Source organism: Ferdinandcohnia sp. Marseille-Q9671 (assembly GCF_976954385.1).
Genome location: NZ_CDRJTA010000004.1, coordinates 322,778 through 348,133, shown reverse-complemented (window position 1 = coordinate 348,133; position 25,356 = coordinate 322,778). Strand labels below are relative to the sequence as shown.

The 25,356-nt window shown below is 36.6% G+C and carries 25 protein-coding genes; 11 read left to right on the top strand and 14 right to left on the bottom strand.

The genetic code is table 11. From position 1 onward, the window contains the following. Window position 1: 1 nt before the first annotated feature. Together ACWNMY_RS16925 and ACWNMY_RS16920 are read left to right on the top strand one after the other, a co-directional pair. Window positions 2-1,957, top strand: a complete 1,956-nt coding sequence (locus ACWNMY_RS16925) for an insertion element protein (protein WP_449536377.1) — start codon at window positions 2-4, stop codon at window positions 1,955-1,957. A 184-nt stretch (window positions 1,958-2,141) separates the two neighbouring features. Then, window positions 2,142-2,690 (top strand): hypothetical protein, encoded by a 549-nt coding sequence (locus ACWNMY_RS16920; protein ID WP_449536378.1) that lies wholly within the window; start codon window positions 2,142-2,144, stop codon window positions 2,688-2,690. A 216-nt stretch (window positions 2,691-2,906) separates the two neighbouring features. Here ACWNMY_RS16920 and yjfP read toward each other — a convergent pair whose 3' ends face one another. After that, window positions 2,907-3,674, bottom strand: coding sequence for an esterase (gene yjfP, locus ACWNMY_RS16915; RefSeq protein WP_449539428.1), 768 nt, complete (start codon window positions 3,672-3,674; stop codon window positions 2,907-2,909). Window positions 3,675-3,820: 146 nt separating this feature from the next. Between yjfP and ACWNMY_RS16910 the strand changes: the two genes are divergently transcribed. The 3 genes from ACWNMY_RS16910 to ACWNMY_RS16900 all read left to right on the top strand — a co-directional run bounded on the left by ACWNMY_RS16910 (window position 3,821) and on the right by ACWNMY_RS16900 (window position 5,358). Next, complete coding sequence (locus ACWNMY_RS16910; RefSeq protein WP_449539427.1) at window positions 3,821-4,639, top strand: Cof-type HAD-IIB family hydrolase; 819 nt, start codon at window positions 3,821-3,823, stop codon at window positions 4,637-4,639. A 370-nt stretch (window positions 4,640-5,009) separates the two neighbouring features. Further along, on the top strand, window positions 5,010-5,159 hold the full coding sequence (locus ACWNMY_RS16905; protein ID WP_449539426.1) for a competence protein: 150 nt from the start codon (window positions 5,010-5,012) through the stop codon (window positions 5,157-5,159). Window position 5,160: 1 nt separating this feature from the next. Beyond that, a complete protein-coding gene (locus tag ACWNMY_RS16900; protein WP_449539425.1) occupies window positions 5,161-5,358 on the top strand; it encodes a DUF3813 domain-containing protein in 198 nt (65 codons plus the stop codon). Between the two features lie 161 nt (window positions 5,359-5,519). On the opposite strand, the gene ltrA is transcribed toward ACWNMY_RS16900, so the two are convergent. The 3 genes from ltrA to ACWNMY_RS16885 form a co-directional block, all read right to left on the bottom strand. Beyond that, window positions 5,520-6,794, bottom strand: coding sequence for a group II intron reverse transcriptase/maturase (gene ltrA, locus ACWNMY_RS16895; protein WP_449536735.1), 1,275 nt, complete (start codon window positions 6,792-6,794; stop codon window positions 5,520-5,522). Window positions 6,795-7,334: 540 nt separating this feature from the next. Further along, window positions 7,335-8,213 (bottom strand): BsuPI-related putative proteinase inhibitor, encoded by an 879-nt coding sequence (locus ACWNMY_RS16890; RefSeq protein ID WP_449539424.1) that lies wholly within the window; start codon window positions 8,211-8,213, stop codon window positions 7,335-7,337. Window positions 8,214-8,262: 49 nt separating this feature from the next. Then, window positions 8,263-9,105 carry a YitT family protein gene (locus ACWNMY_RS16885; RefSeq protein ID WP_449539423.1) on the bottom strand — a complete coding sequence of 281 codons (843 nt, stop codon included), beginning with the start codon at window positions 9,103-9,105 and terminating at the stop codon, window positions 8,263-8,265. A gap of 175 nt (window positions 9,106-9,280) precedes the next feature. Here ACWNMY_RS16885 and ACWNMY_RS16880 point away from each other — a divergent pair, with 175 nt between their 5' ends. Both ACWNMY_RS16880 and ACWNMY_RS16875 read left to right on the top strand, forming a co-directional pair. Continuing rightward, complete coding sequence (locus ACWNMY_RS16880; RefSeq protein WP_449539422.1) at window positions 9,281-10,144, top strand: DegV family protein; 864 nt, start codon at window positions 9,281-9,283, stop codon at window positions 10,142-10,144. Window positions 10,145-10,209: 65 nt separating this feature from the next. Continuing rightward, the gene (locus ACWNMY_RS16875; RefSeq protein WP_449539421.1) at window positions 10,210-10,341 is read left to right on the top strand and encodes a DUF3941 domain-containing protein; all 132 of its coding nucleotides are present in this window, start codon (window positions 10,210-10,212) and stop codon (window positions 10,339-10,341) included. Between the two features lie 77 nt (window positions 10,342-10,418). Here ACWNMY_RS16875 and ACWNMY_RS16870 read toward each other — a convergent pair whose 3' ends face one another. Then, on the bottom strand, window positions 10,419-11,282 hold the full coding sequence (locus ACWNMY_RS16870) for a CvfB family protein (RefSeq protein ID WP_449540475.1): 864 nt from the start codon (window positions 11,280-11,282) through the stop codon (window positions 10,419-10,421). Window positions 11,283-11,632: 350 nt separating this feature from the next. On the opposite strand from ACWNMY_RS16870, the gene ACWNMY_RS16865 reads away from it, so the two are divergent. After that, on the top strand, window positions 11,633-12,124 hold the full coding sequence (locus tag ACWNMY_RS16865) for a YajQ family cyclic di-GMP-binding protein (RefSeq protein ID WP_449539420.1): 492 nt from the start codon (window positions 11,633-11,635) through the stop codon (window positions 12,122-12,124). A 134-nt stretch (window positions 12,125-12,258) separates the two neighbouring features. On the opposite strand, the gene ACWNMY_RS16860 is transcribed toward ACWNMY_RS16865, so the two are convergent. From ACWNMY_RS16860 to ACWNMY_RS16830, 7 genes are all read right to left on the bottom strand, one after another. Continuing rightward, on the bottom strand, window positions 12,259-12,699 hold the full coding sequence (locus tag ACWNMY_RS16860; protein ID WP_449539419.1) for a YtoQ family protein: 441 nt from the start codon (window positions 12,697-12,699) through the stop codon (window positions 12,259-12,261). Window positions 12,700-12,746: 47 nt separating this feature from the next. Continuing rightward, the gene (locus ACWNMY_RS16855) at window positions 12,747-13,256 is read right to left on the bottom strand and encodes an N-acetyltransferase family protein (RefSeq protein WP_449539418.1); all 510 of its coding nucleotides are present in this window, start codon (window positions 13,254-13,256) and stop codon (window positions 12,747-12,749) included. Window positions 13,257-13,408: 152 nt separating this feature from the next. After that, window positions 13,409-13,555, bottom strand: a complete 147-nt coding sequence (locus ACWNMY_RS16850) for a hypothetical protein (protein ID WP_449539417.1) — start codon at window positions 13,553-13,555, stop codon at window positions 13,409-13,411. A 13-nt stretch (window positions 13,556-13,568) separates the two neighbouring features. Beyond that, entirely contained in the window at window positions 13,569-15,281 is a 1,713-nt protein-coding gene (locus ACWNMY_RS16845) for a M48 family metalloprotease (RefSeq protein WP_449539416.1), read from the bottom strand. Between the two features lie 10 nt (window positions 15,282-15,291). After that, window positions 15,292-16,293 carry a LolA family protein gene (locus ACWNMY_RS16840; RefSeq protein WP_449539415.1) on the bottom strand — a complete coding sequence of 334 codons (1,002 nt, stop codon included), beginning with the start codon at window positions 16,291-16,293 and terminating at the stop codon, window positions 15,292-15,294. A gap of 71 nt (window positions 16,294-16,364) precedes the next feature. Then, a complete protein-coding gene (locus ACWNMY_RS16835) occupies window positions 16,365-17,834 on the bottom strand; it encodes an ATP-binding protein (RefSeq protein ID WP_449539414.1) in 1,470 nt (489 codons plus the stop codon). After that, on the bottom strand, window positions 17,824-18,540 hold the full coding sequence (locus tag ACWNMY_RS16830) for a response regulator transcription factor (RefSeq protein ID WP_449539413.1): 717 nt from the start codon (window positions 18,538-18,540) through the stop codon (window positions 17,824-17,826). The genes ACWNMY_RS16835 and ACWNMY_RS16830 overlap by 11 nt, the downstream gene beginning before the upstream one ends. Window positions 18,541-18,698: 158 nt before the next feature. Here ACWNMY_RS16830 and ACWNMY_RS16825 point away from each other — a divergent pair, with 158 nt between their 5' ends. Continuing rightward, window positions 18,699-19,565, top strand: coding sequence for an SDR family oxidoreductase (locus ACWNMY_RS16825; protein ID WP_449539412.1), 867 nt, complete (start codon window positions 18,699-18,701; stop codon window positions 19,563-19,565). 64 nt (window positions 19,566-19,629) lie between these two features. Here ACWNMY_RS16825 and ACWNMY_RS16820 read toward each other — a convergent pair whose 3' ends face one another. Then, entirely contained in the window at window positions 19,630-21,039 is a 1,410-nt protein-coding gene (locus ACWNMY_RS16820) for an alpha-amylase family glycosyl hydrolase (RefSeq protein WP_449539411.1), read from the bottom strand. 314 nt (window positions 21,040-21,353) lie between these two features. Between ACWNMY_RS16820 and ACWNMY_RS16815 the strand changes: the two genes are divergently transcribed. Together ACWNMY_RS16815 and ACWNMY_RS16810 are read left to right on the top strand one after the other, a co-directional pair. Continuing rightward, window positions 21,354-22,703, top strand: a complete 1,350-nt coding sequence (locus ACWNMY_RS16815) for an MATE family efflux transporter (protein WP_449540474.1) — start codon at window positions 21,354-21,356, stop codon at window positions 22,701-22,703. 275 nt (window positions 22,704-22,978) lie between these two features. Further along, window positions 22,979-23,545 (top strand): DUF2777 family protein, encoded by a 567-nt coding sequence (locus ACWNMY_RS16810; protein ID WP_449539410.1) that lies wholly within the window; start codon window positions 22,979-22,981, stop codon window positions 23,543-23,545. A 50-nt stretch (window positions 23,546-23,595) separates the two neighbouring features. Here ACWNMY_RS16810 and ACWNMY_RS16805 read toward each other — a convergent pair whose 3' ends face one another. Next, window positions 23,596-25,284 carry a putative bifunctional diguanylate cyclase/phosphodiesterase gene (locus tag ACWNMY_RS16805; RefSeq protein ID WP_449539409.1) on the bottom strand — a complete coding sequence of 563 codons (1,689 nt, stop codon included), beginning with the start codon at window positions 25,282-25,284 and terminating at the stop codon, window positions 23,596-23,598. Between the last annotated feature and the right edge of the window lie 72 nt (window positions 25,285-25,356).

Genomic DNA, 25,356 nt, shown 5'->3' with positions numbered 1-25,356 from the left:
GTTGGCTCGACTGAAACGATTGGCTGAAAAAGATGAAGAATTAATCATTGTACAAACACCTATAACAACTACTGAAATCGCTGACCGAGTAAAGAATTATGATTTATTAGAGCCGAGCAAATTCTCCAAACGATACAATAATCTTTTGTATCGTCCCGTTTCTTTTTCGTTAAACGGGAAGGAACACAAAATTCAATATAACTTTTGTGGCAACCCGTATTGTAAATGGCACGGTCTTCCACAAGAAAAATTCACTAGTGCAAAGGGTAACCCTAGTCGCTATCGACTGAGTGGACGAGGAAAAGGAGAAAATCAGGCTATCATCTGTAACGAAGATCCTGTTGGTGTAGTTAAGGGAGTAACCTGGGGCTGCACAACCTCTCCTGTGTCAAACTGGTCTGTGGCAGAAGAGATAAAACGTCTTGTGCATATTGAAACGATTAAAGATGTGGAACCAAATTATCAGTTTCATAAAGAAGGATGCATCCAAGAAGGAACAACCCCATTTGAAGATGTTCACTTGTTCTATAAGCAAGGAAAGAGCAAAACGAATGCTCAAGTATGGCAATGTAAAACTTGTAAAAAGAAAACAAGTTTAATGCCTTCTAGAAAGCAATCAACCACCTATCATCAAAAGCGAAACGATATACTCCCTTCTTTGGTAATGGACTTATTAAATAGGACACCCGTAACTAGAACTTGTGAAAAATTAGAGATAGGTGTCAGTACCTATTATCACAAATTAGAGTGGATCTATCGTCGTTGTTTAGAATTTGTAGAGCGACACGAAAAACCAGCATTTGAAAGAATGGAATTCTCTGTAATGTGGTTGAATACGGATAAAATGACTTACAATCTCAATAACGTCCGAAAGAAAGGACAAGGTGGTAAGGGATTTGATGATGTAGAAGAAGCACAATTTCCAACACAAATCGTTGTGACCGCAGATGTTCATTCTAAATATGTATTTCGCTCAGATATTGCATACGATTGGAATATTGATATTAATGACATCAAGTTGGACACTGTGTTGTTGAAAGAAGACCACCTAAATGAGTTTTGCAGAAAGCACGGTCGATTTAGGAAACATTCCTTTTATCCAATGCCTCCGTCGGAAAATGACATACAAACAGAATGGGAATATAAACAAGCTCTGCAAGAGTTTGACCGAAGAGAACAATATATTGATGGATTACACGTCAATTCTACCTATACGACAATCGCACACCTTTGGTTGATTAAACGGATGGTAAAGGCATCTGAATGGCGTTTTGTTACCGATAAAGATAATTCTTTAATGACTGCTTTTTCTCGTGTATTTGCGAATGAAATACGCTTGGCAGAGGCACATCATTTTATTTCTATGGTGGATAGATCGAAGTCATTAAAACAGTGTAATCAAGAGTTTAAAGACGGTAGAGCAGATTTACAACGATGGGGTAACGCTATGATGCACGATACCCGATCCATTTGGCAATTAGCTTATTTATATCTCATTGATGTATTTAAGAGTAAGCAGTTCCACGAAGAAGTAATGGTTGGTTCGGAAATCCATCATAAATGGGCGGAATCCCCTATCGAACATCCGATACCAACAAGGGATAAAGGGTTTTATTATGTGGATTGCAAAACGGATTTATCTTCTTTGGAACCCAAAGAAATTGCTAACCTCGTATTGAATGTAAGTGATTATTCAACGAATAATTTTATGCAACAAATTCGCAGAAGACTATCGATATTAGAAAGACCACTTGTAACGGCAAGAGGTGATGGTAAGAGTTATATCTATGCAAATTTCAACCCTAAGTATGCACAGTATGCTTTGACCATCCTTCGTACCTTTTATAACTTTTGTGAAGCTACTAAAGACCTTGATGGTGAGAAGAGAACTCCTGCACAAAGACTAGGTATAACAGATAAACAGTTTGATTTAAAAGATATAATTTATTTGAGATAGTTCGCTAAATTATAGCGAACTTATTTTTTTTGAAGGTAAATGGAAAATTTATGCTAAAATTATTATTATAGCATTTACAAAGAAACATTCTTAAACTAGCGGTGCAGTACAGTTGAAGTAGAATTTGTGGTAAAAAGCCAATTTACTAGGGATATTGTGTTATGTTTTTGTAGGAGGGAGTTATATGTCCAAGAAATTAAAAATTTTCTTATCTATAACGGCTATTTTGTTAGGGGTATATTTTTTAAATTTAACATTAAAAGATGATGTTAAAGAAATGAAAAAGGCTGTGTACTCATTAAATCAACCTATGACAAACATTGCTCATATTGAATTTTTGGATAACAATCAAGCAATCGTCTTTTATGAATGGGGAAATCATGAAAATCAACATTTCGGAAGTGCACTTTTTAAAAAAAACTTATTAGGCTGGGGATTTGTTAGTGGAGGCACTGGTTCACTTGCTCACGGATATAAATTAGATTGGGGTTTCTCAAATTTAGAATACTACTTTTCTGATTATACGGATTTAATCAGAGGGAAGATACTTGACCCTGAAATAGATGAAGTAAGCATTAAAACTAAGGATGGAAACTTATTTAAAGCCAATCTAATTGAGTATAACAATGACGAGAAGTTTTGGTTTTTAGTGAGTGATGGAGAGGACCTTGTAGGTTCTACAATAACAGGGTTGTCTTCGGACGGAAAAATAATTGAACAGATAACAAAGTGATTTTTCCTTCTTCAACAAACGGGGAGCATTAATTAAATAGGATTTGTGAAATATTACATCAAAAAGCGCTCAGAAAATAATCTGAGCGTTTTTCTTTGCAATTTATATTGCCATTTTGTTGTCAAATTCCGTGCTAATTATTATGTTATTTACAATCCTATTAGCATTTTTCTCTCCCCAAACGGAACCCGTTACAACTTTAGACACGTTTCTTTTTTATAGATGTTTTTTAAACCATTCGACAGATGCTAACAAGCCCGCTCTTGACACTTTATGATCAGCACGCGAATCTGCTATAAATGACAGGTTCTCTTCTTTCTCGGTGTAAAGTGGTTTAATCTCTTCATAAAATGTATATGTGTAGTGGAATGGTACCACTTCATCTTTTTCACCGTGCCAAAATAACAATGGCCTTCCGTTAACTTTTTCTGGCTGTTGGCTTAGGTCATACTTACGCAACTCTGCGTACATCTCTTCTAATTGTGCCTCAGTTAATGGAAGTTGAACATTATGTCGCTTTAATTCTTCAATTTGCCCACGACAAAAATCCTCATAATACGGACTACCCATCAGACTTACAGCAGTTTTGATCCAAGGATATTGAGTAAGTGCCCCAAGTGTAACAATTCCTCCCATAGAAGTTCCAGCTACACCAATTCTTGCTTCATCAATTAACTCTTGTTTCTCTAATTCATCTTTAATAATTTGAAGCTCTTTGATTTCATTCACGACAATTTCCCAGAACTTGAAATTCATTTCGAGATCTTTTAATCCCTTGTCTCTTTCGCCGTGATAGTTTGCCTCAGGTAAAACAACTCGATACCCTTTTTCTGCGTATAAGTAAGCATAATGTAGATTATGTTCCTTTGCACTTCCAAACCCGTGTATAAAAAGAATTACAGGTAATCTTTCATCTTTTATTTGATTTTTTACAATATGTAATGCCGGGATATCTGCATACGTATTATGTTCAACGATTATCATCTGTGTATACTCCTTTATGTAAAATAGCTCCGTAATTAGTGTATCATTAAATGTTCATTTTTTGTAAATATTGGTTTTTCATTTGACGATTTTTTTATTTTCTGTTTAAGTAAAAAGAGATACTAACAGTGGACTAGGGGGATAATATGACGAAACAACATTTAATTGCACTTGACCTAGATGGAACTTTACTCAAGGATGATAAAACCATATCAAATAGAACAAAGGAAACGTTAGTAAAAGCAGAACTAGCAGGTCATAAGGTTATGATTGCAACAGGTAGACCGTTTCGTTCTAGCTCAATGTACTACCAGGAACTAGGTCTTACAACCCCAATCGTTAATTTTAATGGTGCTTTTGTCCATCACCCTCTGGACAATAACTGGGGCGTGTACCATGATACGCTTGATCTAAAAACGGTAAATGAAATCGTAGAGGTTGCAAATAGCTTTCGAATCAAAAATATATTAGCAGAAGTAATTGATGATGTATATTTTCATAATCATGATGAAACAATGCTTGATATTTTCGGTATGGGAGAGCCAAATATTGCTACTGGGGATTTGAGGGAAATTTTAAAAGATAATCCTACCTCATTACTTATCCATCCGGAAGAACCAGATGCTGATAAAATACGTAAATATCTCTCTGACATGCATGCAGAGGTAGTTGATCATCGAAAATGGGCGGCACCTTGGCACGTTATTGAAATTATTAAGCTAGGATTAAATAAGGCGGTCGGAGTTCAAAAGGTAGCCGATTATTACAGCATACCTAAGGATCGCATCATTGCATTCGGTGATGAAGATAATGATTTAGAAATGATTGAGCACGCAGGCCACGGAATTGCAATGGGGAATGCAATTGACGATTTGAAGAATATTGCAAACAACATAACCCTTACAAACGAGCAAGATGGGATCGCCCTTTACTTAGAGGAAGTCTTGAAGTTAGGGAAGAATTAATCGAAACCAGTACGAACTGGTTTCTTTTTGTTTTGTAGGTCATGGTTTGAAATACCACTGCGATTTCCTGCTATATCGATTATTTGTATTTTTTCTCATAAGTGACTACTAGTCTTTTATATCTCTTGTTTACGTTAAAGTATTTTCCATGTTTATCCAACAATTCGGTTTATCCGTTCTTTTATCCAAAACCAAAAAACAGCAGTTATAATACACCGTATTTTTTACTACTTAGACCGACATTCTGGTGCTCACCAGTAGATAAGAACCTCAGAAATAATTACCTGCTATTAGTCACCTGTAACAAACAAATACTAGTACTGGCGTTATAAAAACGCTTCTTTTAAAGCTGTTAAAGGGGGAATTACGGATGGGTAGTAATAAATCAAAACGATTTGTTCATCAAAGTGCAGATGCAGTTCAACAACATGCTCAGCGCTTTCCTTACCGTTCAACTTTAGCTGAGGCAGAAGCAAAGAAAAAACAGAATGTTGAGAATTCATCACTTGGGGGAATTTAACATGGGTAATCGTTTATTCCAAAAAGCTCGTGAAACCGTCGAAATTGCAAAATTAGCGAATACGGGTCAAAGTGATGCTTCAGTAGACGATGCGATTTCTGTTGCAAAGAATGCACTTTCTTCTGCTTATGCCAACTCTACAACAGCCGAGAAAGAACAACTCCGAGAATTACAGAATGAATTAGATCAACTCCAATAGTTGGTGCTAATTCAAAAGAAGCACAAGGTGATTGCTTATCGGCTTATGACCTCAAGCCGATAGCACCTTAAGCAGACAATCGAGTAGAGGGAAAATAACTTAATTTATTTCCGCCCCTCTCACAACACCGTACGTACGGTTCGCGTATACGGCGTTTCAATTTATATTCCAGTGTGTACTTTTAGGTAACGTTCCAAGGCAGAGGGAATTCCCCTCTGCTTTAGTCTTTTATTTGAAAGTGCTCTTTGAACTACTTTTGATAATCCTATATATCGGTAGCCTTTTCGACAAAAGGTTAATCCTTTCGCTTCTTCCTTTGGAATTCCTAGTTGAATTAGCGATTTGATTTGTTTTCTCGGTACCTTCCATTGTTTCCATATGATTACCCTAATTCTTGAGCGTAACTTCTCATCAATACGAGTCATTACCTTTTTCATATTTGATATTCTAAAGTAATTTACCCATCCGAAAATGACTTGTTTCAATTTCAATATTCGGTAATCTAACGGAATACTCCAGTTTCGCTTTGTCAATTGTCGAAGCTTCCTTTGAAATTTCTGTACAGAAGTTAGGTGTGGTTTCACTTGATATCTTCCGTTTTTAGCATCGTAGTAGTAACCAAAGCCTAAGAACTTCAAATCTCCCGGACGGGAGACTTTACTCTTTTCTGTGTTGACTAACAAGCCTAATTTCTCTTCTATAAATCTCACGATTGATTTCATCACTCTATTAGCTGCTTTCTCGCTCTTCACAAAGATAAGAGCATCGTCAGCGTACCTAACGAATCGTAGTCCTCTATTTTCTAGTTCCTTATCTAGTTCGTTCAACATAATGTTACTTAAGAGAGGGCTGAGATTGCCTCCTTGCGGAGTCCCGACTGGTGTTTCTTCATATCTACCATTCACCATGACCCCACTAACTAAGTATTTTCTTATTAGTGAGATAACATCTCCATCGTCTATTGTGTTGGATATAATTCGCATTAGTTTATCATGGTGGACTGTATCGAAAAACCTTTCAAGGTCAATGTCCACTACCCAATCGTGTTCATCATTCAGAAATTCCAAGCTTTTTATAATTGCCATCTCACAACTTCTTCTTGGTCTAAAGCCATAACTGAATTCACTGAACTGCTTTTCAAATATCGGACTAAGTACTTGATGAATGGCTTGTTGAACTACTCTATCCACTACTGTTGGTATTCCCAATTTGCGCATCTTTCCATTTTCTTTTGGGATTTCCACTCTTAAGGCAGCTTGTGGTTGGTATTTTCTTGTTCTGATGCGCGTGCGCAATTCATCCTTGTTCTCTTTCAGATATTGTTTAAGTTCGTTGACTGTTACTCCATCCACTCCACTTGTGCCTTTATTTTTATATACACGCAAGTAGGCTTCATTCATGTTTTGATTACTTAGAATTTGTTCTAAAATCGACACACTCGTTTCCCCTTTCCTCTCACGTAATAAGTGATAGCTCTATCTTTTGGTTATCCTTTGAGATACGCTCATACTTTCACCATTAACACATTCAGAGTTCGTCACTTACGCATTCGTGGTGTTGAAACACTATAAATTGTTCAGCCCTTCATGATTTAACTCATTACTATGGCTTCTGCTGACTTCTTGCGACTAACCTTTTCCGACTGTACTACTGTACATCCGCAAGACCTCCCAGGGTAAGACAACTATCTTTCCTCTTTTACTCGCCTGATTTACTCTACAAAGTACGCACATCTTTTGGACTTTGACTTGTTATGGAGCCTCATCCCCTTATAGAGCCTTAGTATCAGATTTCTGTACGTCGAGCCAAGATTTTATTCCACGCTTCCTCCAGCCCTTATCTCACGATAAGTACCTTGCGCTTCCTTAGTGGTTGGTGATGTGTACCCCCACAGTGGACTTTCACCACCTAGATAGCTGCCATGCCTGGCACACATAAAAAAGGGTCAGACATTACGTCTGGCCCTTCCCCATTTCTTATTGAAACTGCTGAAGTTTTGCATGATAAAGATTAGTGATTGATCCATCTTTCGCACTTCTTTCATACAAATGAAGAATTAATGCACCGTTAGCAGGTAATTTTTCCTTAGGTATGGATATTTTTATTTCAAATGGTGCCCATGCTGGTGCACCCTCAGATGCGTTTTGAAGCGTTTCTGGAATTACATAATCATGACCATCTTCAACTGCGTAGAAAAATGTTGCTTCAAAGACTCTTACTTCTCCTGTTACAACATATTCTCCATTTTCTCCTAACACTTGCACATTTCTAAATGCTGTATTTCCCTCAGGCTCTGCAGGAATTGTGAAATTTTCTTCATTTTGTAAATCGTCTGCAGCAATCGTTTGGCCATTTATCTCGGATACTGTTAGTGCGACAGTCGCTTTGTACTCCCCAGCAGCTAATCTAGATCCATCATTCGATGTATAATTCCATGGTTCTTCCCAAACCTTTTCTTCTCCTGGTTCAAGCTCCATTTCTTCAATGGACTGAATGAACATCTTATCTATGGAATAGCGATAGACTTCCTGATTACTCTTGTCAGTCACCACAATCTCATACCTTTGCCCAGATGGAATTGTAACCTTCACTGTATCCTTACTTGTATTCTTTAACGAAATCGTAAAAGTAGCCTCATTTTCACCAGCGTTAACTGATAAGTTCGTTTCGAGTTTTTCTAACACGTTCTCATCAACTCCAGTGTCTTCTTTCTCTGTTTGAGGTGGCGTTTCACTTTCAACCTGCTCACCGTTACCTGAGTTGACTGGTATTGCGTCCTCAGTAGATGCCCCACATCCTAAGAGTAAAAAAATACTCATTATAAATAATGAAACTAGTAGAAGCCATTTTCTCATGTTTGTCACCCCTTTATCTTATTTGTCGAGGAATACCTCAAAAAAGTTACTATTCTTTGCGAAATAATCCATAGACTCCAATTGTTTGTACAATATTTGTGAAAGCTTGAGGGTCAACCTCTTTAATGACATGCTCCAAATCAAATAATTCATATCGTGTTAAAACAATCATTAACATGTCCTTACTTTCACTCGAAAATGCTCCTTTTGCTGGTATTAGTGTAATTCCTCGAACCAACTTAGAGTGGATCGCTTTTTTTAACTCATCCGCATGCTTCGTTACAATCATGGCGGTTACTTTCACATGACTAGTATGAACCATATCAATAACCCTTGTTGCAACATATAACGATACGAGTGTATATAATGCTTTTTCCCACCCAAAAAGGAAACCCGCGGTAATGATAATGAGTCCATTAAGCGCAAAAATGTACGTACCAATAGGCTTATCCTTTGATCTCGATAACACCAATGCTACAATGTCAAGCCCACCAGTAGAAGCACCCCATTTTAGTGTCAGGCCAATACCTAGAGCCTGTATGACACCTCCAAAAACCGCGTTAAGTAAAATATCATCTGAAATTCGTTGAAGTGGAATTATTGCTAAGAATAAACTAGTTAAGGCCACCGAGATGAAACTATATAACGTAAAAGACTTGCCTACCTTACGCCAACCTAAAATTGCAACAGGTATATTTAAGAGTAACAATATAACACCTGTTGAAATATGAATAGGCGTATAATCACCAAGAATTCGGAAGAGCAATTGTGATACACCCGTGAATCCCGAAGAATATACGTCAGCAGGAATTAAAAACAGATTTAAACCAATTGCATTTAATAAAGCACCAATAATAACAATGAAAATTTTCTTACCCTCATTATGTAACATAGTTTGTCCTCCCGAAAATGCATTCAACATTAAGTTACCCCAATAAAAGATTATTAAGAACAATCATCACAAAATTTCCCCACAATTTGTTGTAATTTTATTCAATACTCGCTACACTTAACGGTAGACACCGATAATTTGTCTAAGCTTGATAAATGTAAAAGAAGGTGAAAAAATGACCGTTAGAATTCTTACAGATAGCGGTAGTGATCTATCACTTCCATTTTTAAAAGAAAACAATGTTACTTTATTCTCCTTAGGAGTTCATCTAGATGGGCAAGACTATGAAGATATAGCAACAATTGAGCCGGTCCAAGTGTACAACGCAATGAGAGATGGGAAGTCTCCAAAGACGTCACAAGTTTCTCCGCATCGGTTTAAAGAAGTATTTACCGAAATCGCAAAAGAAAAGCAACCAGCCGTATACATTGCTTTTTCATCACAATTATCAGGTACCTACCAAACAGCGGTAATGATGATGGAAGAAGTAAAGGAAGAATACCCTGAACTTGATTTAACAATCGTTGATACTAAATGTGCCTCGCTTGGTCAAGGTCTTGTGGTAAGAGCAGCTGTGGAGCTTGCTTCCAAAGGTGCATCAAAAGAAGAAGTTATGAATATCGCAACATTTTATAGCACCCATATGGAACACCTTTTTACCGTGGACAATCTGGATTATTTAGCTCGTGGAGGAAGAATTAGTAAAGCATCTGCGTTTGTTGGGGGACTTTTAAATATTAAACCTCTTTTAAATGTAGAAGATGGAAAGCTCGTTCCTCTTGAAAAAATTCGTGGCAAAAAGAAGGTAAACAAACGAATCCTTGAGCTCATGGAACAACGAGGAAAAGACTTATCTCAACAAACAATTGGAATTAGTCATGCGGACGCTGAAAATGAAGTACAAGAATTGAAACAATTAATGGAAGACAAGTTTGGTTGTCAATCATTCTTTATCAATAATATTGGTGCTGGGATTGGTTCACACGTTGGACCTGGAACAATGGCTATATTCTTTTTAAATGGTTTACCGAATAGCTAAGTTTACATATGTTTACTGACGACTGGATATCCTAATTTTGAAAAGGATTGAAGGGAGTGTCATCAATGCCAAAGACTAGTGATAACGATAAAAAAGCACAAGATAATAATGCTTTACGTCACGAAAAGAATATGATGAGAGAAAAGAATCGTAAAGCTGGCAAACACCAATATTCTAAGAAAACTGATCATCTATAAAAAAGCTCTTGGTGGCATCGTTCCAAGAGCTATCCAGTAAGTAACGCATCGGCTCATATAACCGATGCGTTTTTTCATTACTCGTCTTTTTTGAAATAGGTCCAGCCTTCCTCTTGATAGACCTTTCCTTCCTTCATAAGCTTACCTATTGCACGCTTGAAGGCTGCTTTACTCATATCAAATCTAGCTGAGATATCCTCGGGAGAGCTTTTATCCCAGTACGGCATTGCACCACCACGGTCTTCCATGTACTTGAACACTTTCTTTGCATCATCATCCATGATTTCATGACCTCTGCCAAGAAGTGAAACATTTACAGAACCATCCTCTTTAACATCAATAATGCGTCCCTCTACTTTTTCGCCAAGGCGCGGCTCTCTTTTCCGTTGGCTCTCATGAATAAAGCCTACATATCCTTCTTCCGATATGATAAATGACCCTACTAACAATAATCGATATACCGTCCCGGTAATGTTTTTATTAAAATCTTTTCTGGTAGCAGGCTTCGAAATCGAACGAATAACGTCCTCAGTAGCAAGTTTTCCAAAAAGTCTTCCGTTTTTATCCGTTTTTAACGATACATATAAGCGGTCACCTGGCTTTGGCCATAGGTCCCATAGTTCATGAAGGTCATCCTTTGATACTAGAATGTCCTTGTTGATGCCAATATTAACAAAAGCACCTAGTTCATGTTTAATTTCTACTACTTCTGCCCAATCATATATACCATTTTGAACAGTAGGAATCTTCATGGATGCTGCTAGTCTTCCTTGATGATCTTGAAAAAGGAAAACAGTTACATCCTCATCCTCGTCAAATCCTTCCAAAATTTCGTTTGTATGAAGCAGAACCTCTTCCTCACCGTTTGTTAAAAAATAGCCAAACGGGGCATCTCTATCTACACGTAACGTTACTACCGTACCTGGTACTAATGCTTCCATCAATTATTGCCCTCTTTCATTTGTACTTATGCGTTAGCGCATTATCCTTTACATAGTATAGACGTTATCGCCTATCTTTTACTAGTATAGTTTTGGAAAAAGTTGTCCAAAATGCGAACATTTACTATAATTTAATTTAAAGAGGATGTTCAAAAAGTCACCAAAATGATAAGCGGCGAATCTCAGCGTCACTCGGCCTCTCCGGTCCTCACGTATTAATAACATACGCTCCGGTCCTCACGTATTAATAACATACGCTCCGGTCCTCAAGTCGCGAGTTCCTTGACCTTCTTGCTTCTGATTCGTCGACTTTTTGAACCTCAATAAAGGATACTATTTGGAGGTAAATGATGTCAAAAGAAAGCTCATTCGATATTGTGTCAAAGGTGGATTTACCGGAAGTAACAAATGCAATTAGTATTGCCAAAAAAGAAATTCAAAATCGCTATGATTTCAAAGGCAGCAAAAGTGATGTGACACTTGATAAGGAGGAGCTAGTTTTAATCTCTGACGATGAATACAAGCTTGAGCAGTTAAAGGATGTACTCATTAGCAAAATGATTAAACGAGGAGTTCCAACTCGAAATATCGACTATGGAAAAATTGAAAATGCATCAGGTGGAACTGTTCGTCAACGTGCTAAGTTAATTCAGGGGATTGATAAAGAGAATGCAAAAAAAATAAATACTATCATTAAAAATAGTGGACTGAAGGTTAAGAGTCAAGTCCAGGATGACCAAGTGCGTGTTACCGGTAAAAACAGAGATGATCTGCAACAAATTATTTCAGCTATCCGTGGAGCAGATTTGCCGATTGACGTACAATTTATTAATTATCGCTAAGAAAAGCGCAAGCGCCAGCCTACGTACTTAGTTTTCTATGTCTAGCTTCAGGCGCCATTGTCTATGTGACCTCGAGCCGAACTTTCTTACCTTTTTATAAAACAATGCAGCGGAATTTTGAGCCGCTGCATGCTTTATTCAAAGATATAGCTTATTACGTCTAATGCTTGGTCAATAGTCTCAACCGTTACGTTTGCTTTATTTGAAAGTTCCTTTAAGGGATGAATCAGTGAGGCAGGCCGAATGATTATTGTTGGCTTGTTCATAGTTATGGCTGCACTTGCATCCATTGCCGTATTCCATTGCTTGTATTTTTCTCCAAATAATGCAATGACAACATCAGATTTTTGCATGAGTACTTGAGTTCTGAAATTGTTGATGTCAGATGCTGCATCGTCTTTATACAAGCTGCTTGGTTGGTTACCTAATATTTCTTCCCCAATATTATCAGACTTTTCATGGTTCGTCTGTGGACCAACAAATGACAAAGGTAAACTTTTTTCATTCGCTTTTTCCCTTATTTCCTCTCGCCAATTATCATGAATTTGTCCTGCTAAATATACTGTAATCTCCATTATAATCCCTCCTACTTGTTTTCTACCATGGTATCATACAATGACACCTATTTTACAAATTTATACATTAAAATCTCATCTGCATACTCGGATTCACTTAATTTAACAAATTTCACTTTTCTTCCTTCTTCCTGGAAGCCTAATTTTTTATACAGGTGTATCGCTCGATCGTTATGGGAGAATACCTCTAGGCATACCTTCTCAAGACCTGGTTCTAGCTTTGCCCATTGAAGTAAATACGTTAGTAGACTTCGACCAATTCCACGATTGCAGTACTCCTCTTGAATACTTATTCCAAAATATCCAATATGAGAAAGTCGTTTATGTTTTTTTGTTTGAAAGTTCAAATTACCTATGATTCTTCCATCGATCTCTGCCACAATAAGTAAATTACCCTGGTTAGAATGATTCTCAATCCATTCTTCCTCTTGGTCAACGGTTAAAGTAAATTCATCTGGTGAGGTTAGCAGGAACGTCGACTCATTTATAACCTTTTTTGTATGTTCAAGTAAGTGGGCTGCATCTTCTTTTGTTACATGTCTTATTTTTACTTCCATATTTTCCACCTAATCCCCTTTGTTTATCTTTATCTTTATCTAATTCTTTATAAACTTAGAAATCCCCTTCAACATATAGCCAAAAGAGACTTCTCACATTTGAAAAGTCTCTTTTTCACTAGCCATCTAGAACCAATACAAGTCTGCTTGGACTAAGACTGGATAGCAGGAGTGCACAGAAATACCGTGAGTCCTCCTACAATCGCTAGTATCACTCCAATTGGACTGAAAGAAGACAAATAGATTCCTAATGGGAATATAACTGCACCCGTAACAAATAAGATCTTTGCAAGTTTCAAACCATCACCTCATTTACCTACTAACTGACTCCTTAAATCTATCAATCATCCAACGTCTTCTTATAGAATTTCCCCAATCTTCCTTAGATTGTTGTAATGTTTGAATTCTCCAATACATGGGTGGGTGAAGCATAAACTGAAATTCTAAAAACCTCCATAGAACTGAGCCTCTTTCAATTGAAGAAATATCCTTATCATTCCGCTCCTTTACCGTACTATAGTCAAGTGATTTATTAATTGCCTCATCTTGTGCTATCGATAATGTCGTTAAACTCTTCGCCATTTGTTCTTTCCCTTTACTAAGAAGTGTTGCACCAAGGTGATCAGCTCGAACCTCCATCCATTGTGAACAGAAAGACTGTAGAATAGGGAAAAGCATCATTAGTGACCAGATGATAATGAAGATAAGAGTTTTATAGTCTTCTATTAATGGCAAAAGCTCTTGGATGAGTAGTACTGCACCTATCACGACGATCATATAGCCAAATCTCCATAATTGACCCCAAAGAACGTCACGTTTTTTTACATGTATAGCTTCATGGGCCAAAATACCCTCAATTACTTCAGTTGGTAGTTTAAGTGTTGCACTAGTAAGAGTGACCATTGATTTACCAATACTCATTCCTGTCGCTAAGCCATTGTATTCTGTACTCTCAGATTCATATAGACGAATATTGGGTACTCCTGCTTTTTCAAAAATGCGTTGAGCCACTTCAATTAAATGTTGGTTTGTCGTTTCCTTTGCATCCATAGCGACCTTAAGTACTTGATCAGAAATGTAAAGATTAAATAACCAATACAACATAATGATACCAACCATAATCCAGGATGGGACTTCGAAATAGTACAGGAGAAGGAGCAAACCTGTATAAGCTGATACTCCCTTTACTGTGGTAGCAAAATATAATTTTCCAACTAATCGCTTTATATTTCTGATATGCCATAACGGCAATACGGTTCGCATCTCTTGAATTTTTTCATCTGGCTTGGAAAATTGTTCAAAGTACAACTTCCATTTCTCCGGCTCCTGTACAGTTAGATATATCTGTTCCCCTGGAAAAGAAAGACATAGCACTCTTTGTAAACTCGTTGTAAAATCAGTATTTGGTGAAAACAATGTGAGCAAAGGGTGGAGCTTTAGTATATCTACATTTGATTCAATTCTCGCACCTTGCAAATCATCTACAGGTAGCTTCCTCGACTCAAAATGTGATGAAATATATACTAGTTTTTCCGGCTTAGCGATGTACACATTAACAGTGGTAAATGTCACTATCCTCTTCGTCAATTCTGTAACCGCACTTACCAGTCCAAAAACAATGAAATACTTTAACGGACTATGCTCAGGTCCATATATGCAAAAAGCGAGTGCTCCAAGAAGTACAAGAACAGTTAGACCAATATCAATGAATAGTCTTTTCCAATTTCTATGAAACTGAATTCTTTCTGCTACAACGTTCATTAACTCATTATTTATTTCATTTCGTTTTTCTTTACCCGAGGTTAACGTGCTCGCTGAGAGGTATCCACTAGCCATAAATGCGATATAGATAAACACTTCTGTAATAGAATGTTGATATATTACGAAACCTAGTATGAGTATTACAAGGCTGATTTCAACAGAGGTACTGACTTTTTTGTTCCACTTTATAAAGAGTAAACCAATTAGTTGAATCACAATACCCATAAAAATGAAGATTATTATTTCATACCAGCTTGGCAACATTGATTCACCCCTACAAATCTGAACTGAACTGCATATTTTTAGTCAAAGTAATGACTTCTTCTATTGAAATGTCAGGATTTTGAGGAATAATCGTGTATCGGAGTCCATCCTCATCCCATGATAGGGCATTAATAAAATCATCATACTCTGCATCCTGTCCTCGAACCTGCCATTTACCTGGCTTTAAACTCATCCCTTCTCCCTCAGGAGTTGGAAACACAGAGACTATTAATGATGGGATATTCTGATCCATATAATATACTGTTACCTCGGTCCGGTTGGTCTCTCCTTTAAGGTCAGTGATTTCTACGCTTTCCAAAGTCAGATCGTCCTCCCTAAAAACAAGAATGGACTGACCAATCGCATGCTCCGCATCATGAATTGTTCCATTGGTAGAATTGGATTTTGAATCAATCTGAGTGATTGCAACATTCTCAGGAATCTCAAGAGTAAACGTATTTTCACTAAAATCTGGTGAGAAATCCAGAACTTTATATTCAACCTCAGATTTTGCTTCACCTACAATAGAAATGATTTTTACCATTACCCATGTCTTTTGATCAACCCAAATTTCAACATCTCCTAGAAAACTACTATCCGTTTTTGATGTAGCTTTTACATGATATACCTGTAAATCATGTAAAGTCTCTTCCCCAACAATTTCATAATCATGTGTATCCCTAATAGAATCTAACATGACCATAAGTTGTTCTTTAGGTGAACCAAGAGCAGGCATTTCCTCAGCTGAAAGATCCATACGTAACGCTTCTTCACTGTCTTGTTCGTAAGAAATAATTTGTTTTCCATCGTTCAAGGTATATGATTTTTGATTATTTTTCATATGGTCAGTTAAGATTATCTTACGTTTACCATCTTCAAGTGCAAATTCTTCAAACGTTGCATGCTCTGTTACTTGATCATTCGTAAGAAGCTTCATTACACCTTCCCCATAATAGGAAATATTTTTCTCCTTTGAAGCCAGTACATTTGAAATGATCTCTTCAGACGACACAGTCATCTCCTCCTTACAGCCTGTTAAAAGGCATATTAACAAGATTGAAAGTAGTACCACGTTCCATTTTTTCATTTTATTTCCTCACCCTCATTAAGCCAACATGCCACCAGTGTACCTACATTTTCCGCTGACCAGATTTTTATTTTTCCATTGTGTTGTTCCATTAGCATTTTCGCTATACTAAGTCCTAGTCCTGAACTACCGCCATTATTTCTTGCCCGTTCTGCTTGGTAGAAGGGTTGATAGACATGTTCTACTTCTTCGTTGGGGATACCTACCCCTTCATTTTGGATAACTATGATTGTTCCATCCTGCCTCCAGGATTCAAGTTCTTGATAAAAGTCCTTAAAGATCCATTTCGGAAGTTCTGAATTACTGGAAAGTGCACTTAACCAGATAAACTTTCCTTTATCTGTGTGTCGGATTGCATTTCCCATTATGTTATCAACAATTCGAATCATTTGTTTCGGATCAAGCTGATAGATATCTTTAACAGACTGTTTGACAATGAGCGATATTCCTTTTCTGTTACAAGGCTCCTCATAGCCAGATAATAGCATTTCAAAATATTCGTCACCTTCAACCTCGACTAAATCTGTCTGTTGCTTCGAAGTTTGTAAATGAGTATACACAGATAAGTCATCAAGCATTTGTTTCATATAGTCAAGCTTGTCGAATAGGATTTCTCTATATTCCATCCTTTCTTGCACAGATAAATCTCGATTTTTCTCTAATGCCTCCGTATACGTACGGATTACGGTTAGTGGAGTCTTTAAATCATGTGATAGTGCTGCCACAATAAATTCTTTATCTTTTTGTTCGGCAGCTAATTCTGCTTGTGTCTGTTCAATCTGAGCTTTCATTTTTTGAAAATGTTTAATTAGCTCCCCTATTTCATCTTTCGATTCTCGAATCTGATTCGAAGAAGACTTTCCTTGTGCGAACGCAATCATGTGAGCCTGCAAGTGGGCTAACGGGCGATTTAATTTTCTATTTAATAATTTCACCACAACAATATAAATAAGAAAGAAAATAATGCTAAAGCTAATTCCTAAATAAATGTATCTGTTTGATACTCCTTTCATCCAAGCTTCCCTAGCAATTGAAATTTCAAAGACCCCGATAATTTCTCCCGAATTAATTACTGGTTTTTTCAGTGAATATGTTCGGGGATTCTTTTGAATTTCGTTTAAATTTTGATAAAGTCTCTCCATACTTTCTGTAACAAACCCAAAAGAACCTAGATTTGGTATAGAAGAATATACGACTACTCCATCTGGGCGATATAACGATATTTTAGTAGACTCATTTGCGAGCGATTTTACCACTTCATACGTATCAACTGGCTGTATTTCATATAAAGTAGGTTCAAGAAGATGTTTTTCTATTTCTTGCATCTTATTTGACACCTCAATATACTCTACAAGGGCCTGTTTATCATCAAGATTACAAAGACTGACATACAGAAAATATAGAGCCACAACTGGCAGTAACATGACAACAAAGAAGCTCACCATCAACCATTGTTTAATTTTCATACCATTGTTCCCCTATAAAACGGTAGCCTACTCCCCATACTGTTTGGATAAATTTTGCTGATCTTGTTGTATCTCCTAATTTTGTTCGTAAACTTTTAATGTGAACTGTAACCGTATTATTTCCTTCGACATCCTCCTGTTGCCAGATATGCTCATATAATTCCTTTTTTGAAAAAGTCTTTAACGGATTTCTTGCTAATAAGAAAAGTAGCTCTAGTTCCTTTGAGGTCACTTGGATTATAGAACCTTTTAGAAAAACAAGTTCATTTGTGAAGTCAATCGTGAGGTCATTCAGATAGTTGATTAAATTATCAGTAGTGACATTATTGTTGTATCTCCTAAATCTACGTAGATGAGAGCTAATTCTTGCACCTAACTCCTCAAGGCTGAATGGCTTTGTGACATAATCATCCGCTCCAAGATTGAGTCCTCTTATTTTACTTTCCTCTTCATTTCTTGCACTTAAAATGAGTAATGGAATTTCACTTTCTAATCGGATTGACTCACAAAGTGTATATCCATCCATTTCAGGAAGCATTAGATCAATCAACGCGAGATCATACTTTTCATGTTTAAAATCTTCCCAACCCTCTTTACCAGTAGATGCCCAAGTGACACGATAGCCTTCCTTACGTAAATAATCGACTACGATTCGGGCTATTTCTTTATCGTCTTCTACAAGCAGAATATTTTCTTTTTTTGTCATAAGCTATATCCCTCTTTCTATCTACTTTCATTATAAAGCAAGTTTTGAGGAGACATTATTATTTTATAATTACTTAATAATTGTCTACATGTATATTCGAGCCCACTTTATAAGAAAGTAAATAAGGTATATTCAATCTATAAAAGAGGTGTTTTTGTATGTCTACTAATAAGGGTAAGAATATTTTACCTCCCCAGCATCAAAATCAGCAGCCGGGTATAGAGTCTGAAATGATGCCTAAGCCAGTTTCAGAGGATCACTCCTATCAGGGCAGTAATAAGTTAAAAAACAAGGTTGCCATCATTACTGGAGGTGATAGTGGCATTGGAAAAGCAGTAGCCATTGATTATGCAAAAGAAGGCGCAAATATTGTCATTGTCTATTTGAACGAGCATGATGATGCGAAGGAGACAAAACGCCAAATTGAAGAGGAAGGGCAAAAATGTTTGCTTCTAGCTGGTGATATTGGGAATGAAGAATTTTGTAAGGAGATCATAAAGAAAACAATTGATACATTCGGTAAACTAGATATTTTAGTCAACAATGCAGCTGAGCAGCACCCGCAAAAGAGTATTACGGATATTACGTCTGAACAGTTGGAACGAACCTTTCGAACAAATATCTTCTCCTATTTTTATTTAACGAAAGCTGCTCTAGCACATTTACAACAGGGTAGCACTATTATTAATACTACGTCAGTTACAGCGTATAAAGGAAATGAGCAACTAGTAGATTATTCAGCTACCAAAGGAGCAGTTGTATCATTCACGCGGTCCCTCTCTGCCCAAATTGTTGGAAAGGGTATTCGGGTAAATGGTGTTGCTCCAGGACCTATTTGGACACCACTCATTCCATCAACCTTTACAAGTGATCAAGTTGCGAAGTTTGGCTCAACTACACCAATGAAACGACCTGGTCAGCCTGAGGAGGTTGCACCAGCTTATGTCTTCCTAGCAAGTGACGATTCCTCGTATATGACTGGGCAAATCCTACACGTTAACGGAGGAGAGATTGTTAATGGGTAATTTCATTAAGTGAATTTAGCCATATAATGCAAAAGCATCATCCCATTGGATGATGCTCCACTTATTATTCAGGTTTTGTTTTACCATGTCTCTTTTTATTTAAATATAAGAAGCCAATCATGAGGATGGGAATAATAAAGACAGATATGAATAAGACATAATTGATACTAGTTGAATTTTGGACAAGGTATACCTCAGCAATATCTCGTTTTACAACAACATGAAATGTATCTTCAGTTGGACGAATTAAATCCTCTGTCAATAGTCCAATTAACTCCTTATCTTCTCCAACCTGCTCAGTTGACAATGTGAAGCTTTGGGTTTCAGTTGTATTGTTTAGAGCTACAAAAGTAACTTGGTCTTCATGCTCACGTTTAAAAACGAGCAGACCTTCTTTGTTTAATACTAATTCGATAGTCCCTTCAGTTAAGGCAGGAACCGTAGACCTTACTTTCGCTAGTAACGTGATATACTCAACTATTTCTTGATCTGTTCGAAAATTCATAAATCCTAGGTTTGTTGGTGGTTCACCACCATTTAAAGCGATCTCAGTACCATAGAAAACTGATGGTATGCCAGGTGTTGTGTACATATAAGCTAAAGCTAATTTTAATCTTGGTGCTGGGTGCTCATTTTCCTCTGTAGCCAAATAAGTAAAACGAACGGTACTTGGATTATCAATAAATTTAACAAAATTAGATGTATTTGCAAATTCTTCAAATGCCTGATCCCATATTTTTTCTACATCCGAGAATGATTGGTCGGGAACACTATAGCTCGTCAGACCTTCATACGAGTCTGTATGAAAAAATAAATCAATACCTGCTGATTCAAATTCACCTACATTTTGTGATGTCATTTTTTCCGGCTGTCCAAAAAAGATAAAATCTTCCTTTTCTGCTTCTACAGATGTTGTTAAGTTGTTAATGAAGTCAGTTGAAAGATCAGGAACAAGATCTAGTTTGAAACCATCAATATCCGTTTCCTGAACCCACCATTTTGCAGATTCCACTATTCCAGCTTCATCTAGAGGTTTTTTTTCTAATTGAATGCCTAAGTCAAGAATAACTTTCATATCCTTCTTATGTGTGAGTTCCACTAATTGTTTAAAATCATCAATTGATCCGTAGTGTTCATCAACCTCTTGTCTATTTTTTAAATTAAAGGGTTCATGAGTATTTGCTTCATTGGCAAATACCGGTGATAGTAGTATAGATGTAAAGCCCATGTCTTTGAGATAATCGAGCTCATCTATAATACCTTGAATATCTCCCCCGTGATACGCCATTGGATTTGTTGGATCTGCTTCAAAATCATTTGACGTATCTCCATTGTTAAAGCGGTCGATTACTATATAATAGATACTTTCTTCCCCTAGACCTCGTTCTTTCTTCTTCTCGTCTGCAAATACTGGCATGGCAGCTAAAAAAAGGAAAGGAATAAGGCAAGCTATTATGTATACCTTTTTCTTCATCATGCGACTCCTATCTCTTATTAATGTACTATTTAAGGTAACCTCATCGGTTCTAAAAAGTCAAATATAACAAGTGGTAATTCATATATCGTTCATATTTTCATGTTTTTTACGTTTACTAAAAACCAACTATTGCTAATGAAAAATTTATACTTTGCGGAACTATTCTGTGATAAACTATTGTAGTTTAAATTTATTTAACTTACGAAATAACAATAAGCGTTCACGGTTACATATAACTTTGATGTAGAATCTAAGTAAGAACCTGACACTTTGATTGTACCTAGAGGGGTTGATACATCTTGAGCACTACTATGAACACGAAAAAACTAACTTTATTTGCTTTAACCTGGCCTATTTTTATTGAATTGCTCCTACATATGTTAATGGGAAATGCTGATACGCTAATGTTAAGTATGTATTCTGATAATTCTGTTGCCGCAGTAGGAGTGTCAAATCAGATTTTATCATTAATTATTGTGATGTTCGGATTTATTGCAACCGGGACCGCAGTTTTAGTCGCACAGCATTTTGGCGCTAATAATGAAAGAAGTGCATCTGAAGTAGCGGTTGTTTCAATTGCTACTAATTTTATATTTAGTCTTATTTTAAGTATTGTTGTTTTTTTGTTAAGCAAGAAATTACTTCTGTTAATGGATTTACCGATTGAATTGTTAGATGAGGCAGACAGCTACCTTCGAATAGTAGGTTTGTTCTCATTCCTTCAAGCACTGATTATGACAATTGGAGCAGTACTACGAAGCTATGGATTTACACGAGATACCATGTACGTAACAATCGGAATGAATATTCTTAATGTTATAGGAAACTATATTTTTATCTTTGGACCATTCGGATTACCAGTTTTAGGTGTTGAGGGAGTCGCTATATCTACTACTTTTAGTAGACTTGTAGGGTTAGTCGTTATTTCATACCTACTGGTAAAACGAATTGACCACGGGCTACCTTTTAAAAAAATCTTTTCCTTGCCTGCCCATCATCTTCGAAATTTACTTAAAATCGGCATACCATCTGCAGGAGAACAACTCTCCTATAATTCCTCACAGATGCTTATTACGTATTTTATTACGATTATGGGTACTCAGGCTCTAACAACAAAAGTGTATGCTCAAAATCTAATGATGTTTATATTTTTGTTTAGTATTGCAATTAGTCAAGGAACTCAAATATTAGTCGGGCAAATGATAGGAGCACGTGACATCACAAATGCTTATAAGCGCGCTATTAAAAGTCTAAAACTTGCTATTATCATTTCGTTTGCAATGGCTCTCGTATTCTCAATTTGTAAGGATCCTCTACTCTCCATCTTTACTACTAATGAGGAAATTATTCAAACTGGTGGATTACTTATTCTATTAACAATTATTCTTGAACCTGGTCGGGCTTTTAATCTTGTTCTCATTAACGCGTTGCGCGCTGCTGGTGATGTGAAATTACCTGTTTATATGGGAATCCTGTCGATGTGGGGAATTTGCGTGCCAATTGCGTACGTGCTTGGAGTTCAACTTGAATTAGGCCTTGTCGGCGTATGGATATCTTTCATTGTCGATGAATGGTTCCGTGGCTTAGTCATGCTATGGAGATGGCGCTCTAGAGCTTGGGAAAGAAAGTCTTTTGTTCCATCAGTTGAAAAAGCTGTTTAGCACTATCCTTATCTGGTTCAACAGCCTGTTTTATGCAGGCTGTTTTTTTGTCGTCATTATTTAAATTTTGTTAGAACCTCCACCTTAAAAGTACAGGTTATAAATTCTCTCACTTTTGTCTAAAAAGAGGATAACAATACTTAATCAAATAGACCTTAGCGGATTGCCAACCCAATCACTTTAAATAATCGTGGCATCCACGGAGGGATAACTTTATTCTGTCGATACTCCGACTGTATAAAGTTGCTATTACACCAACGGATGGAGGATTTACTTTGGATCTACAACAACGTCTTGGCAGCATAAATGAGCAACAACGTTCTTTTGTAATGGGTACGACTGAGTGTATAAATGATCAATGGATATTCTTTGATGCTGAAACTGATGAAGCATCAATGTTGGAGGAAATGATAGGAAAGGAAGTAGAAGTATTCACACTTAATAAATGGGAAAAGGGGCTATTTGTTGAGGATGGCCTTATTCAAATGTGCGATTATTTTTACAAGCTTGAAAATGGGGATTGTCTTCGCTTTCGAAAAAGGCTTAACCTTGCATATAAGGAGTTACTTGAAAGCTTCTCAGAAGATCAATTTTTACGATTCACCTCTACTTTAAATAAACTTTCTTTTTCATTATATGATTGCATTCATTGTCACAATCAACTAATGTATCTTCAAGAAGAAGATGTACAAAACGAAGGTGTAAACTTTCTTTTATTTGATAACACAGATCTACTTTTATCTATTCATCATCATTTTACCCGAGGCAAATTAAAAAAGGATCGCTTTGAATTTACATTGGCCAATGGAAAAAGAGCCATTCTTTCTACATTATATAAATAGAAAAGGGGGCTGTCCATAAGTCTACGCTTAGACTATTGGATGCCCTTTATTTATAATGTTTTTACATGTATAAGTCCTTTTTCAAATTCTTTAGATTTCATTGGTCGATCAATATAGAAACCCTGTGCATAATGGCATTCAAGTTCTTTAAGAAGGGCAATTTGCTCATTAGTTTCCACACCCTCAGCAACCACTTTTACAGCTAGACCGTGCCCCATGGTAATGATTGCTTTTACTATTGCAACATCAGAAGTATTTACTTTAAGATTATTAATAAAGGTTCGATCGATTTTTAACGTATTAATAGGCAAATCCTTCAAATAACTTAGAGATGAGTAGCCTGTTCCGAAATCATCAATTGAAACCTTTACACCAAGCTTCTGTAATTCCTTCATAACAAACACACTATGAGTTATGTTTCTAAGCATTACACCTTCTGTTAGCTCAAGTGTTAAATATTGCGGTGGTAATCCTGTCTCTAATAAAGCTTCCTTCACTTCATCTATAAAACTAATTTGCTGAAATTGGTTCGCCGATACGTTTACAGATATCGTTAAATAATCAAACCCCATATCATGCCATTTTTTATTCTCTTGACACGCTTTTGTAAGTACCCATTTTCCAATTGCATGTATAAGCCCAGTCTCCTCAGCTAATGGAATGAATTCTCCTGGAGGAACAAGTCCTAGCTTTGGATGCTCCCATCTTATCAACGCTTCACTACCGTATATCTCTCCAGAAGCTAAATCGATTAAAGGCTGATAACATAAGTGAAATTCTTCTTTTTCAAGTGCTCTTCGTAAATAGCCTTCAAGTTCAAGTTGATACAAAACTTGTTGATTCATTTCTGTCGAATAAAATTTCATTTTATTTCCGCCATGTTGCTTCGAGAGGTTCATTGCTGTATCTGCATGTTTAAATAATAGCTCTGTGGTAATTCCATCATTAGGGTACAAACTAACTCCAATACTTCCGGTTAAAAAGAACTCCCTTGCTTCATACATAATGGGCTTAGCAATATCATGCAGAAGCTTTTGACCAAGGTCAACAATCCTATCGATTTCTATGTCCTCTGTCAGTAAAATGGTGAATTTATCACCACTAAATCTCGCAAGATTGCTCTTATCTGGTATGAGCACTTGAATTCGATTCGCTAGTTCCTTAAGAATAATGTCACCAGCATGATGCCCTACCGTATCATTAATAATTTTAAATCGATCTAAATCAATAAACAGCACAGCTAACCTTTTCTTTTTACCGTTTTGAACTATTTCCTCAACCTGATTTGTAAAATGAAGTCGATTTGGCAAGCCAGTATGTGCATCAAAATAGGCTAAACACGCAATCTTTTCTTCGGCCTTTTTTTCATAATACTCCTCTAAATCACTTAAAGATCTATGTATCGAGTCAGATAAAATCAAGAAATCTTGCAGCTCATCCTTTTCTAAAATTGACCGTATTTTTGCCATTTGTTCTGAATTAGAGAAAATGGTGCAGATCATTACAACGCCGTTTGTTACCTTTGTACTCCCCTGATATTCATTGTTTTTTGATACATCCACTATTGTCGCAAATGGCATCTGTTCACTAATTCTAGTTACTACACTTTCTATAAAAGATTTTCCTGTCATTTTTGTAAAGAGTTGAATCAATACATTTTTCTTAGTAGAAAGATGGTGTTGCTCTACGAATTCGTTAATTTCATTTACCTTCTCACAAACTACGCTATAGGTTCTCAATATGAGTTTCACCACTCTTATTTACTCTTGAAGTATATCTACTTTTAAAGATAGCATAATTTTTTGTCGAAA